The sequence below is a fragment of the Pseudomonas sp. GW821-FHT09E04 genome (genome assembly GCF_059416185.1).
On the sequence record NZ_JBWKOR010000005.1, the window covers coordinates 224,627 to 237,273 of the forward strand.

Annotated in this window: 11 protein-coding genes and 1 riboswitch; of the genes, 5 read left to right on the plus strand and 6 right to left on the minus strand. The window is 63.1% G+C overall.

What is annotated here, in order from left to right; translation table 11 throughout:
* Positions 1-38: 38 nt before the first annotated feature.
* Positions 39-1,928, minus strand: a complete 1,890-nt coding sequence (gene thiC, locus AC07N4_RS19825; RefSeq protein WP_096819845.1) for a phosphomethylpyrimidine synthase ThiC — start codon at positions 1,926-1,928, stop codon at positions 39-41.
* Between the two features lie 146 nt (positions 1,929-2,074).
* A riboswitch (TPP riboswitch) is annotated at positions 2,075-2,180 on the minus strand.
* Positions 2,181-2,399: 219 nt separating this feature from the next.
* Between thiC and AC07N4_RS19830 the strand changes: the two genes are divergently transcribed.
* A complete protein-coding gene (locus AC07N4_RS19830) occupies positions 2,400-3,833 on the plus strand; it encodes a TolC family outer membrane protein (RefSeq protein WP_102620150.1) in 1,434 nt (477 codons plus the stop codon).
* A gap of 31 nt (positions 3,834-3,864) precedes the next feature.
* Here AC07N4_RS19830 and waaA read toward each other — a convergent pair whose 3' ends face one another.
* Both waaA and AC07N4_RS19840 read right to left on the minus strand, forming a co-directional pair.
* Complete coding sequence (gene waaA, locus AC07N4_RS19835; RefSeq protein ID WP_096819847.1) at positions 3,865-5,145, minus strand: lipid IV(A) 3-deoxy-D-manno-octulosonic acid transferase; 1,281 nt, start codon at positions 5,143-5,145, stop codon at positions 3,865-3,867.
* An 11-nt stretch (positions 5,146-5,156) separates the two neighbouring features.
* On the minus strand, positions 5,157-6,059 hold the full coding sequence (locus AC07N4_RS19840; RefSeq protein WP_096819848.1) for a LysR family transcriptional regulator: 903 nt from the start codon (positions 6,057-6,059) through the stop codon (positions 5,157-5,159).
* A 102-nt stretch (positions 6,060-6,161) separates the two neighbouring features.
* Between AC07N4_RS19840 and AC07N4_RS19845 the strand changes: the two genes are divergently transcribed.
* The 4 genes from AC07N4_RS19845 (at position 6,162) to AC07N4_RS19860 (ending at position 9,614) form a co-directional block, all read left to right on the plus strand.
* Entirely contained in the window at positions 6,162-6,494 is a 333-nt protein-coding gene (locus AC07N4_RS19845) for a DMT family transporter (RefSeq protein WP_096819849.1), read from the plus strand.
* A 135-nt stretch (positions 6,495-6,629) separates the two neighbouring features.
* A complete protein-coding gene (locus AC07N4_RS19850; RefSeq protein WP_273536195.1) occupies positions 6,630-7,805 on the plus strand; it encodes an FAD-dependent oxidoreductase in 1,176 nt (391 codons plus the stop codon).
* Complete coding sequence (locus tag AC07N4_RS19855; protein ID WP_493065819.1) at positions 7,802-8,614, plus strand: aldo/keto reductase; 813 nt, start codon at positions 7,802-7,804, stop codon at positions 8,612-8,614. The genes AC07N4_RS19850 and AC07N4_RS19855 overlap by 4 nt, the downstream gene beginning before the upstream one ends.
* 31 nt (positions 8,615-8,645) lie before the next feature.
* Positions 8,646-9,614 (plus strand): metal ABC transporter ATPase, encoded by a 969-nt coding sequence (locus tag AC07N4_RS19860; RefSeq protein WP_096819852.1) that lies wholly within the window; start codon positions 8,646-8,648, stop codon positions 9,612-9,614.
* A 66-nt stretch (positions 9,615-9,680) separates the two neighbouring features.
* On the opposite strand, the gene hldE is transcribed toward AC07N4_RS19860, so the two are convergent.
* From hldE to AC07N4_RS19875, 3 genes are all read right to left on the minus strand, one after another.
* Positions 9,681-11,105, minus strand: coding sequence for a bifunctional D-glycero-beta-D-manno-heptose-7-phosphate kinase/D-glycero-beta-D-manno-heptose 1-phosphate adenylyltransferase HldE (gene hldE / locus AC07N4_RS19865; RefSeq protein ID WP_096819853.1), 1,425 nt, complete (start codon positions 11,103-11,105; stop codon positions 9,681-9,683).
* 102 nt (positions 11,106-11,207) lie between these two features.
* Complete coding sequence (gene cysC, locus AC07N4_RS19870) at positions 11,208-11,819, minus strand: adenylyl-sulfate kinase (RefSeq protein WP_096819854.1); 612 nt, start codon at positions 11,817-11,819, stop codon at positions 11,208-11,210.
* Positions 11,812-12,516 carry a sulfotransferase family 2 domain-containing protein gene (locus tag AC07N4_RS19875; RefSeq protein WP_096819855.1) on the minus strand — a complete coding sequence of 235 codons (705 nt, stop codon included), beginning with the start codon at positions 12,514-12,516 and terminating at the stop codon, positions 11,812-11,814. The genes cysC and AC07N4_RS19875 overlap by 8 nt, the downstream gene beginning before the upstream one ends.
* Between the last annotated feature and the right edge of the window lie 131 nt (positions 12,517-12,647).

Below are 12,647 nucleotides of genomic sequence, written 5' to 3' on the forward strand. Positions count from 1 at the left end.
CATCGCGGCGGCGCGAACGCCGCCCGACTCAGGTCAGATCAAACCTTCTTGTACAGCTGACTGCCTTCCTTCTTGAACCGCTCGGCCTGTTCCGCCAGGCCCTGGGCGACGTCCACGTCGACCGCGTCGATCCGCTGGTTGGCCGCGTATTCGCGGACTTCCTGAGTGATCTTCATCGAGCAGAATTTCGGCCCGCACATCGAACAGAAATGCGCGACCTTCGCCGAGTCCTTCGGCAGGGTTTCATCGTGATACGAACGGGCGGTGTCCGGGTCCAGACCAAGGTTGAACTGGTCTTCCCAACGGAATTCGAACCGCGCCTTGCTCAAGGCGTTGTCGCGGATCTGCGCGCCCGGATGCCCCTTGGCCAAGTCCGCGGCGTGAGCGGCGATCTTGTAGGTGATGATCCCGGTCTTCACATCATCCTTGTTCGGCAGACCCAAGTGCTCCTTCGGCGTCACGTAGCAGAGCATCGCGCAACCGAACCAGCCGATCATCGCCGCACCGATGCCGGAGGTGATGTGGTCGTAGCCCGGTGCAATGTCGGTGGTCAGCGGGCCGAGGGTGTAGAACGGCGCCTCGTCGCAGCACTCCAGCTGCTTGTCCATGTTCTCCTTGATCAACTGCATCGGCACGTGGCCCGGGCCTTCGATCATGCATTGCACGTCGTGCTTCCAGGCGATCTTGGTCAGCTCGCCGAGGGTCTCCAGTTCGCCGAATTGCGCTTCATCGTTGGCGTCGGCAATCGAGCCCGGACGCAGGCCGTCGCCCAGCGAGAAGCTGACGTCGTAGGCCTTCATGATTTCGCAGATTTCGTCGAAGTGGGTGTAAAGGAAGTTCTCTTTGTGGTGCGCCAGGCACCACTTGGCCATGATCGAACCGCCACGGGAAACGATGCCGGTCACGCGCTTGGCGGTCAGCGGCACGTAGCGCAACAGTACGCCGGCGTGGATGGTGAAGTAGTCGACGCCCTGCTCCGCCTGCTCGATCAGCGTGTCGCGGAACAGCTCCCAAGTCAGGTCTTCGGCGACGCCGTTAACCTTTTCCAGCGCCTGATAAATCGGCACGGTGCCGATCGGCACCGGCGAGTTGCGGATGATCCACTCGCGGGTTTCGTGAATGTGTTTGCCGGTGGACAAGTCCATGACGGTGTCCGAACCCCAGCGAATGCCCCAGGTCAGTTTCGCCACTTCTTCTTCGATAGACGAACCCAGTGCGCTGTTGCCGATGTTGCCGTTGATCTTCACCAGGAAGTTACGGCCGATGATCATCGGTTCCAGTTCGACGTGGTTGATGTTGGCCGGGATGATCGCGCGGCCACGGGCGATTTCTTCACGCACGAACTCAGGGGTGATTTCTTTCGGGATGCTCGCACCAAAGCTGTGACCGGCGTGCTGCTGCTTCAACAGGCCGGCGGCGCGGGCCTCTTGCAGCTTCATGTTTTCGCGGATGGCGACGTATTCCATCTCGGCGGTGATGATGCCTTGGCGGGCGTAGTGCATCTGGCTGACGTTGGCCCCGGCCTTGGCGCGGCGCGGGTTGTTGACGTGGGCGAAACGCAGTTTGGTCAGTTCGGCGTCGGCAAGGCGTTGCTGGCCGAAGTTCGAGCTCAGGCCTGGCAGGCGCTCGGTGTCGCCACGGTCGTCGATCCACGCCGAACGCACATCGCCCAGACCTTTGCGTACGTCGATCACCACGTTCGGATCGGTGTACGGGCCAGAGGTGTCGTAGACGGTGACCGGCGCGTTGATTTCGCCGCCGAAGTCGGTCGGGGTCACATCGAGGGTGATTTCGCGCATCGGCACGCGGATGTCCGGGCGGGAGCCCTGAACGTAGACTTTTTGCGAACGGGTGAACGGTTGAACCGACTGTTCATCGACCTTGGCCGAGTCACTCAGGTTGATCGCGTTTTTAGATTTTGTAGTCATCACGGGCTCTCCAGACAGCATCCAGGCAGTGGATTGTCGGAGCAGAACCTGAAAGGCACGGACGCACCAGGACTGGTGCTGTGCATCGTCGTCGAGCGTTCGATTGTCGAACAATTTCCCGGACGAAGCACAAGAGGACTCGCCGGGTGACGAGAAATCTTGTTCCCTACGCAGGCGCTAACCTGATCAGGTTCAACGGGATCCGAAATTATTCGATCTCAGCCTCATAGCAAGGCACCCCGACAAGAACCCGGCCAGTCTAGACACAACCGGCAAAGAACGCCAACACCGTGGCAAACACCATGATGAATGGCGCAATTGCGGCGGCCGACAGGATTGTGAGCGCCTCAATGCACAACTACACTCGCCTTGCCCTGCCGCGCCTTGGCGCCAAGCCTTGACGATGCAGTGCCCGCGCCCTACCTTTGGCGCCCGGATTATTTCCATAATATTCATGCTAGGGATCGCCTCATGCTGCGCAAACTCTCACTGGCTGTTGCCGTGTCTTGTGCGTCCAACGCAATGGTCTGGGCAGCAGAAGCGCCCTTGTCGACCAAGACCGATCTGGTCAGCGTCTATCAGGAAGCGGTCGACAACAACGCCGATCTGGCCGCCGCCCGCGCCCAGTACGGTGCCCAGAAAGAAGTGGTGCCACAGGCCCGCGCGGGCTTGCTGCCGAACCTCTCCGGCGGCGCCGAAACCGCCAACGTGCGCACCTCGATCGACCAGCCTTCGGCCACCGCCAACCGCAGCGCGCATTCCTATCAGGCGACGCTGGCACAGCCGCTGTTCCGCGCCGATCGCTGGTTCCAGTACCAGGCCGCCAAGGACGTCAACGAGCAAGCCGCGCTGCAACTCTCGGCCACTGAGCAGAACCTGATCCTGCAATCGGCCGAAAGCTATTTCAACGTGCTGCGCAGCCAGGACAACCTGGCCTCGACCAAAGCCGAAGAAGCCGCGTTCAAGCGCCAGCTCGACCAGTCCAACGAGCGCTTCGACGTGGGCCTGTCGGACAAGACCGACGTGCTGCAATCGCAAGCCAGTTACGACACCGCCCGCGCCAACCGGATCGTCGCCCAGCGTCAGGTCGATGATGCATTCGAAGCGCTGATCACCCTGACCAACCGCCAGTACAACTCGATCCAGGGCATCGTCCACACCCTGCCGATCCTGCCGCCGGCGCCGAACGACGCGAAGGCCTGGGTCGACACCGCCGCGAAACAGAACCTCAACCTGCTGGCCAGCAACTTTGCGGTGAGCTCCGCCGAACAGACCCTGAAGCAACGCAAGGCCGGCCACCTGCCGACCTTGGACGCCGTGGCCAAGTACGAAAAAGGCGACAACGACGCGCTCGGATTCGCCAACCCGAATGCCTTCGGTACGCCGTACAGTGGCAACGTCGAGCAGAGCACTGTGGGCCTGCAACTGAACATCCCGATCTACAGCGGCGGACTGACCAGCTCCCAGGTGCGCCAGTCCTACGCGCAACTGGATCAGAGCGAGCAGCAGCGCGAAAGCCTGCGCCGGCAGATCGTGGAAAACACCCGCAACCTGCATCGCGCGGTGAACACCGACGTCGAGCAGGTGCAGGCGCGCCGCCAGTCGATCATCTCCAACCAGAGCGCGGTGGAAGCCACGGAAATCGGTTATCAGGTGGGGACGCGCAACATCGTCGACGTGCTCGACGCCCAGCGCCAGCTCTACACCTCGGTGCGCAACTACAACAACACCCGTTACGACTACATCCTCGACAACCTGCGCCTGAAGCAGGCCGCGGGCACCTTGAACCCGGGCGACTTGCAGGACCTGACACGTTATCTGAAGGCCGACTACAACCCGGACAAGGATTTCCTGCCGCCGGATCTGGCCAAGGCTGCGGAAGCACAGCTCAAGGCCCGGCCTTAAACAAAAAACGCAGCCCTGAGGCTGCGTTTTTTTATGGGCGGTCGATCAACCTTCCCAGGCCATCAAGCAAGCGCTGCAACGCGCCCTGATTACGGCGCATCACGCTCAATCCGGCTTCGGCCATGCGCTGTGCGTCGCGCGGCAGTTCGAACAGGCGCTGCACTTCTGTCGCCAGACCTTCGGCGTCATCCACTTCGGCCAACGCCCCGGCGCTGCGCAGTTGCGCGGCGATGTCGAGGAAGTTGAACAGGTGCGGGCCGCTGATCACCGGTTTCGCCAGCGCTGCCGGTTCCAGCAGGTTGTGTCCGCCGTTGGGCACCAGGCTGCCGCCGACAAATGCGCTGTCGGCCAGGGCGTAGAGAAACAGCAACTCGCCCATGGTGTCGCCGAGCAGCACCGACGTTGTGGCGTCGACGTTGACGCCGGTCGAACGACGCACCGTGGCAAAACCTTCGCGCTGGCACAGTTCGAACACCGAGTTGAAACGCTCCGGATGGCGCGGCACCAGAATCAGCAACGCATCGGGATGGTTGGCCAGTAAACGGCGATGGGCGTTCAGCACCACCTCGTCTTCGCCTTCATGGGTGCTGGCGGCGATCCACACCGGACGCTCCTGCGCCTGCCATTGGCCGCGCAGTTCAGCGGCGCGTTGCAACAGCTGCGGGTCGATGGTCAGGTCGAACTTGATCGAGCCGGTGACTTCGACTGTCTCAGGGCGTGCGCCCAAATCACGGAAACGCTGGGCTTCCGCTTCGGTCTGCACGGCGAACAGGCTCATCTCGGCCAGCATCGGCGCGGTCAGTTTGCTGAACCGACCGTAGCCTTTGGCCGAACGCTCGGACAGGCGCCCGTTGGCCAGCGCCACCGGGATCCCGCGTTTGGCGCATTGGTGAATGTGGTTGGGCCAGAGTTCGGTTTCCATGATCACCGCCAGCTTCGGCTGCACGCGATCGAGAAAACGCGCCGCCGCGCAGGGCAAATCGTAAGGCAGGTAGCAGTGCTGGATGCGCGGTTCGTCGGCGAACATCGCATGGATGCGCTCCGACCCGGTCGGCGTCATGCAGGTCACGGTGATCGGCAGCTGTGGATAACGTTGCAGCAGCGCGCGGATCATCGGCGCGGCCGCGATGCTTTCGCCCACCGACACCGCATGGACCCAGATGCCGCCGGGTTGCAGCGTCGGCATCCCGTAGGAGAAGCGTTCGCCAATCCGTTTGGCATACGCCGGCGCCTTGCGCGAACGCAGCCATAGCCGAATCGCCACCAATGGCAGCCCCAGGTAAAACAGCGCGGTGTAGAGAGTTCTATTCATGGCGGCGGAGTTTATCGGCTTTTGCCGCCGATCGCCCGCAGGTGTATGGCAAATCGCTCCGCCAGCCAACGCGCCGCCGGCCCCAGCGGTTCGTCACGGCGCCAGACCAGTTCCACCACCAGCGCCGGCGGCGTCCATTCGCTGTCGAGTTCCACCATCAGCCCTTGATACGCCGAGTACTGCACCACGTGGCGCGGCAGCCAGGCCCAGCCGAGGTCGCGCACCAGCCATTCGGCCATCACGTAGAAACTGTCGGCGCGCCACACCTGCGGGCTGGCCGGTTCGCTGCCGGGGTAAACGCTGGTCTGGGTCGACATCAACAGTTGCCGATGCTGCGCCAGTTGCTGGCAATTAACCCGGGATTGCGCCGCCAGCGGGTGATTGACGCCACACACCGTGACCATTTCCACACTGCCCAGCACCCGGCGCTCCAGTGCCTCGGGGATTTCGTCGTGATAGAACAGCAGCCCGAGATCGGCCCGGCGCTCCACCAGTTTGCGCGAAACCTCGCCCTGGGCGGCGCTGGTCAGTTGCACCTCCAGACTCGGAAACTGCTCGGCCAGTGCGCCGAAGCTCTCCACCAGTGCCTGATACGGCATCGCCTCATCCTGGGCGACCCGCAGTTGCGCCTCCTGACCGCGCAACATGGCCATGGCCCGGCCGTTCAGGCGCTCGCACTGACGCAGGACTTCCCGCGCCTCTTCGAGCAAGGCTTCACCCGCTTCGGTAAGACTCGGCTGGCGACCGCTGCTACGCTCGAACAGACTGACACCGAGGTCGTCCTCCAGCATCGCGATCGCGCTACTGATTGCCGACTGCGCCTTGCGCTGCTGGCGCGCCACAGCGGAGAACGAGCGTTGTTCGGCGACCGCGACGAACACGCGTAACTGATCCAGATTCCACTGCATGCTCATCGGCCAACCCATCTCATAAACAGATAGGTAATGACTTTACCCCATCTGGGGAGTCACTAGAATGCCGCCTCAGAAAGCAACGCTTCACACGAGGATTTGAACATGAACGCTTACGTCTACCTGGCCATCGCCATTTGCGCCGAAGTGATCGCGACCGTTTCGATGAAAGCCGTCAAAGGTTTCAGCACGCCTTTGCCACTGGTGCTGGTCATCGTCGGCTACGGCATCGCGTTCTGGATGCTGACGCTGGTAGTGCGCAGCGTGCCGGTGGGCGTGGCCTACGCGGTGTGGGCCGGCATGGGCATCGTGATGGTCAGCATCGCGGCGCTGTTCATCTACGGACAGAAGCTGGATATCCCGGCGATGCTCGGGATGGGCTTGATCGTGCTCGGCGTGGTGGTGATCCAGCTGTTCTCGAAAACCGCCGGCCACTGACAGGTCGATCCAGATCCCTGTGGGAGCCAGCGTGCTCCCACCGTGGCGGGTGCCTTCCCTCTGTTGATCAGCAACAAATCCCCTTTTCCCCGAGTCTGTATACTGCGCCCTCGTCTTGAACACTGAGGTCGTTGCATGCCATCTCCAATTTCCACCGACGTGCTGATTGTCGGCGCGGGTGTCGCCGGTCTCTGGCTGAACGCGCGCCTGCGCCGCCAGGGTTTTTCGACCGTGCTGGTGGAAAGCGCCAGCCTCGGCGGCGGGCAGAGTGTGAAGTCCCAGGGCATCATCCATGGCGGCGCCAAGTACGCGTTGCACGGTGCGCTGACCGGCGCCTCGGAAGCCATCGCCGACATGCCGCGCCGCTGGCGTGAAGCCCTGGCCGGCGACGGCGAACTGGACCTTAGCGGCGTGCGCCTGCTGTCCGAAGCCCATTACCTGTGGTCGCCGGGCACCCTGGCCGGCAACCTCACCAGTTTCTTCGCCAGTAAAGCGGTGCGTGGCCGGGTCGATCAGGTCAAGGGCGACCAATTACCGCCGGCCCTGCAGGACAAGCGCTTCAAGGGCAAGGTTTACCGCCTCGCCGAGCTGGTGGTCGATGTGCCGAGCGTGATCCAGCGCCTGGCCGACCTGGCGGGCGACGGTCTGCTCGCCGGCCAGAACATCGAGCCGTTGCTGGAAAGCGGCGTGCTGGTTGGCTTGAAAGTTGATGGCCGAGAGATTCGTGCCCAGCGCATTGTCATCAGTGCCGGTGCTGGCACCGCAGCGCTGCTGGAAACCCTCGGCCTGACTCATCCGGCCATGCAACGCCGGCCGTTGCACATGATCATCGCCAAGGGCCCCGGCCTGAAGCCGCTGTACGCTCACTGCCTCGGAGGCGGCACCAAGCCGCGCATCACCGTCACGACCCATCCGGCAGCGAATGGTCAGTGGGTCTGGTACATGGGTGGCGACATTGCCGAAAGTGAAGGCGTTGCCCGCGAGCCGGCCGAGCAGATCGCCACTGCGCAAAAGGAAATTGCACAGTTGTTGCCGTGGATCGATCTCAGCACCACGCAGTGGGCGACCCTGCGCGTCGACCGCGCCGAACCGCTGCAAACCGGCCTGACCCGCCCGGACAACGCCTTCCTTGCGGAAGAAGGTCGTCTGCTGGTGGGCTGGCCAACCAAACTCGCACTCGCGCCGGACTTCGCCGACCGGGTGATCGCGTCCCTCGAACGTGACGGCATCCAGCCGAGCCACCCGGCTCCGCTGCCCGAGCTGCCGAAACCACCGATGGGCGTTCCGGCCTGGGAGCAACTGCTGCCATGAGCCTGCCGACCCTGCACGATTTGCACCGCCCAATGGGCAGCACCGGCCTGAAGGTTTCGCCACTGGGCCTGGGCACCGTCAAACTCGGTCGCGACCAAGGGGTGAAATACCCCAACGGCTTTCAGATCCCGGACGACGACGCTGCGCGGATGCTGCTCAAGCAGGCGCGGGAGCTGGGCATCAACCTGATCGACACCGCACCGGCCTATGGCCGCAGCGAAGAGCGCCTCGGCCCGCTGTTGCGCGGCGAGCGCGAGGATTGGGTGATCGTCAGCAAGGTCGGCGAAGAATTTGTCGATGGCCAGTCGACCCACGACTTCAGCGCCGCTCACACGCGAATGTCGGTGGAGCGCAGCCTGCAACGTCTGGAAACCGATTTTATCGACCTGGTGCTGGTGCACTCCGATGGCAACGATCTGGCGATTCTCAATGACAGCGAAGTCTACGCGACCCTCGCGGCGCTGAAGGCCGAGGGCAAGATTCGCGGCTTCGGTTTCTCCGGCAAAACCGTCGACGGCGGCCTGAAAGCACTGGAGCAAGGCGATTGCGCGATGGTCACCTACAATCTGAACGAGCAAAACGAGAAGGCAGTCATTGACTATGCTGCTGCCCACGGCAAAGCCATTCTGGTGAAGAAGGCGCTGGCCAGCGGTCACGTGTGCCTGAGTCCCGGCGTGGACCCGGTGCGCGCCAGCTTCGAGTTGCTGTTCGCCCAGCCCGGTGTGGCCAGCGCCATTGTCGGGACGATCAATCCGCTGCACCTCGCCCATAACGTTGCGACCGTTGCCCAGGTCCTTCGTGGTCAATGACGCCGCCCCGCGGCCTTAAGCAGGAGCCGACATGCCGCGTACGCTCATCAGAAAGAACCCGAGCAACTTCAAGACGCTGCCGCTGTTCGTCGAAGCGACGCCCGAAGGCCTGACCTACCAGAGCGTCGGCATGCCGCTGAATTTCGCCCAGACCCTGCAACGACGCAAACCGGTCAGCGTGGCGGATGCCGAACGCTTTGCGCTGGAGCTGGCCAACCTCGGCGTCTCGGTGCGCCTGACCCTGCACTGGCAGAATCGTGATTACTGGGTGCTGGTGCGCCAGCGGCGGCAGGATCGCGGCGATGTCGTGCTCAAGCTGATTTCCGGCTACGTGCCGGCGCATGAACTGAACATTCCGCTGCACACGGCGATCCAGGAGATCGCCGAGGAATGCTTGCTGGAAACCCCGGAAGGCTGGCTCGGCGGGCGCTTCAACGACACCTGGCTGCCAGCGCCGTACGCATCGGCGCTGCATTATCGCGAGGCCCTGCCCTTTCGCCTGACGCCGCTGTCCGGTTCGGCCCGGCCGGTGCGCTGCGCCAACCTGCAATTGCTCGAACGGCCACAGGCCTACGTGCACTTGCCGACCGCGTCCCTGCAATTGATCTACGACCTGCGGCTGGACGTGCCCAAGGAAGCCAAGAGCCTGAGCCTGTTCCATGTCGATGAACGGCTGGAAGGCGATCAACTGGTCGCCCGGCTCGACCGCAAACGCCCCGATCTGTACTTGATGCCGTTGCAGGACGGCGAACCGCTCCCTGAGTTGTATACGCTGAAGAAAGGTCAGCTGTACCCGGCGGGCACTCGCGGTCTGTATCTGGCGGAGAGCTTCGCCCGACAGGACGGCTGGCTGGTGCGCGAGGAGCGGATTCGCTGGAAGGACTGGCTGCGGCAGCAAGGTTTGACGCCCCCGCCCAAGGACACGGGGCTGGCGCGCTTGCGCGGCAAGGCGAAACAACTGCTGAAGAAGATCGTGCCGCGCAAAAAAGTGAACTCCTGAACGGCAAAAGACCGCGCCTGCGAGTGACTCCAGAGAGTCGTCGCAGGCGCGGTCTTTATGCTTGCATCACTCGGACTTGCGGATTTTTTCCACAATCGCCGTGGTCGAGCTGTTTTCCACCAGCCCCAGCACTTTAACGGTGCCACCGTAGGCCTTGACGATGTCGGCGCCGACAACCTGGTCGATGCCATAGTCGCCGCCCTTCACCAACACGTCCGGCTTGACCTCGCGCAGCAGGTTTTCCGGGGTGCCTTCGGCGAAGCTGATCACCCAGTCCACCGCACCGAGACCGGCGAGAACCGCCATGCGCCGATCGACGCTGTTGATCGGCCGGCCCGGGCCTTTCAGGCGGCTGACCGAAGCGTCATCGTTGATCGCAACGATCAGGCGATCGCCCTGGGCCCGCGCCTGCTCGAGGTAGGTCACGTGGCCGGCATGGAGGATGTCGAAACAGCCGTTGGTGAACACGATCCGCTCGTTGTGCGCCCGGGCATCGGCAACCGCCAGCAGCAGTTGCTCCAGGCCCAGCACACCCCGCTCGGAACCTTCCTCGCGCTGAATCGCGCGGCGCAGTTCCGGAGCGCTGATCGCCGCCGTACCCAGCTTGCCGACCACGATGCCGGCCGCCAGGTTGGCCAGCGCCACCGCGTGCGGCAGTTCTTCGCCAGCGGCAATCGCGGCCGCCAGGGTGGAAATCACCGTGTCGCCGGCACCGGTCACGTCGAACACTTCACGGGCCCGGGCCGGCAGGTGCAGCGCCGGATGATCCGGACGCAGCAGGGTCATGCCGTGCTCGCCGCGGGTCACCAGCAGTGCGCCGAGCTCGAGGTCGTGCATCAGCGTTGCGCCCTTGCTCACCAGTTCGTGCTCATCGGCGCAACCGCCGACGATAGCTTCGAACTCGCTGAGATTCGGGGTGATCAGGCTCGCGCCACGGTAGATCGAGAAATCCTTGCCCTTCGGGTCGGCCAGCACCGGAATGCCTTTGGCACGGGCGGCCTGGATCAACGCCTGATGGTTTTTCAGGGCGCCTTTGCCGTAGTCGGACAACACCAGCACCTTGATGCCTTCCAGCAGGTCGTCGACCTGGGAAGCAAGGGCCAGGGCATCAGTGGCGAACGGTTCTTCGAAGTCGATACGCAGCAATTGCTGGTGCCGGCTCATGACCCGCAGCTTGACGATGGTCGGCTGGTGCGCAATGCGCTGGAACAAGGCGCGCACGCCCGCACCCTTGAGGCTGTTGCTCAGGCTGTCGGCGGCTTCGTCGTCACCGGTCACACCGACCAGCGACGCCGGCGCGCCCAGCGCGGCAATGTTCAAGGCAACGTTGGCGGCACCGCCCGGGCGGTCTTCGATTTGCTCGACCTTTACAACCGGAACCGGCGCCTCAGGGGAAATCCGTGAGGTACCACCATGCCAGTAACGGTCGAGCATGACATCGCCGACCACCAAGACAGGGGCTTGATCGAATCGCGGCATGGACAACTTCATGGAGCAACCCACATACAAAATGAACAGGGGCGCGATATTAACACAGGGTTGGCGAAGGCTTGTGCGGTGGCTGCAACAGGATGAAACGACAGGCTTTTTTGCTCATTTTTTGCACAGGAACGCGGCCAGTCGATGGCAGGCATCGGCCAGTTCCACCTCATCGGTATCGATCCGGCACTCGGCCGCCAGCGGCGCCTCGTACGGGCTGTCGATCCCGGTGAAGTCCTTGATCCGCCCTTCCCGCGCCGCCCGGTACAACCCCTTCGGGTCACGTCGGGCGCAGACCTCCAGCGAGGTGCTGACATGCACTTCAATGAAATCGCCTTCGGCAAACAGCCGGCGCGCCGTATCCCGCTCGGCACGAAACGGTGAAATGGCGGCCACGATCACGATCAACCCGGCGTCCACCATCAACCGTGCCACTTCGGCGGTGCGCCGGATGTTCTCGCGCCGACAGGCCTCGGTCATCCCCAGATCGCGACAAAGACCGCCGCGCAGGTTGTCGCCATCGAGCAGGAACGTATGCAGCCCGAACTGATGCAGATGCAGCTCCAGTGCATTGGCCAGCGTCGATTTGCCGGCCCCGGACAACCCGGTCAGCCACAGGCAGCGCGGTTGCTGCGACTTCTGCTCGGCACGAGCCTGGGCGGGCAGTGCCAGGGCATAGGGGCGGATGGCCGGTGGCAACAGGGAAACGGACAGTGCTTCATTCATAGCCGAGCATCTCGTAGTCACGTTCATAGACCCGCCGAACCAGGCGTCGGGTGCGCTGCGTGCAGAAATCACGCGCCGGCAGCGGACGCCGCTGCCGGGAAACGTTGACGTGCTGCAATTGACTCGTCAGCCCCAGGTGCTCGCACACCAGGCGGAAGTCCCGCTCCAGATGCTCCTGATAGCCGACGAAATCCAGCGCTAGGCGCCCCAGCGAATCGGTGAGAAAGTCGGTTTGCGCGGCAAAGTGCAATTGTCGCGCAATGGTGTCGGCATGTAGCCAGCGTGCAACAAAATCGTCGAAGTCGCGGTAATGCCTGACCATTTGCTGCGCTGCGTGATCACGCTCGCTCAGTTCGTTGCCCCGCAGGAACGCGTAGGCCGAATAGGCACGCTCCAGCGGATCACGCACGAAAGCGAACTTGTATGCAGCCGCAAACTGCGCGGGAAACTGTTCTTCATACCAGTACAACGGCAGATGGCCCGGCCGCCAGCCGTCAAACATCGCCGCGCACACGCTGCTGCCGGCGCATTTGGGCACATGAATGAACAGACAGGAATGCTGCTCGAAGGCTTTGGGAAAGCGCAGGTTGGCCGACATCGACTTGTTCACCACTTGCCGGTCGACCACCGACAGGCGCCCAAGCAGGAAGGTTCGCTGCGACTTGGGCAACAGTTTCCACAGATAGCGTTGCAGCATGAGAGTACCCGCGCGACGGGGATAGCCCCTTCGTTGGAAGTCAGAGTTCAGTCAGGAACCTTAACAAGCGCGATGCCGGGTTTTATGCAGGTTTGGTCAAGAAGGGTAAAGATTCGGATACAAATGGCCGG

Coding starts and splice junctions, on each gene's coding strand:
- thiC (WP_096819845.1), bottom strand. CDS start 1,928: ATGACTACAAAATCTAAAAACGCGATCAACCTGAGTGACTCGGCCAAG.
- AC07N4_RS19830 (WP_102620150.1), top strand. CDS start 2,400: ATGCTGCGCAAACTCTCACTGGCTGTTGCCGTGTCTTGTGCGTCCAAC.
- waaA (WP_096819847.1), bottom strand. CDS start 5,145: ATGAATAGAACTCTCTACACCGCGCTGTTTTACCTGGGGCTGCCATTG.
- AC07N4_RS19840 (WP_096819848.1), bottom strand. CDS start 6,059: ATGAGCATGCAGTGGAATCTGGATCAGTTACGCGTGTTCGTCGCGGTC.
- AC07N4_RS19845 (WP_096819849.1), top strand. CDS start 6,162: ATGAACGCTTACGTCTACCTGGCCATCGCCATTTGCGCCGAAGTGATC.
- AC07N4_RS19850 (WP_273536195.1), top strand. CDS start 6,630: ATGCCATCTCCAATTTCCACCGACGTGCTGATTGTCGGCGCGGGTGTC.
- AC07N4_RS19855 (WP_493065819.1), top strand. CDS start 7,802: ATGAGCCTGCCGACCCTGCACGATTTGCACCGCCCAATGGGCAGCACC.
- AC07N4_RS19860 (WP_096819852.1), top strand. CDS start 8,646: ATGCCGCGTACGCTCATCAGAAAGAACCCGAGCAACTTCAAGACGCTG.
- hldE (WP_096819853.1), bottom strand. CDS start 11,105: ATGAAGTTGTCCATGCCGCGATTCGATCAAGCCCCTGTCTTGGTGGTC.
- cysC (WP_096819854.1), bottom strand. CDS start 11,819: ATGAATGAAGCACTGTCCGTTTCCCTGTTGCCACCGGCCATCCGCCCC.
- AC07N4_RS19875 (WP_096819855.1), bottom strand. CDS start 12,516: ATGCTGCAACGCTATCTGTGGAAACTGTTGCCCAAGTCGCAGCGAACC.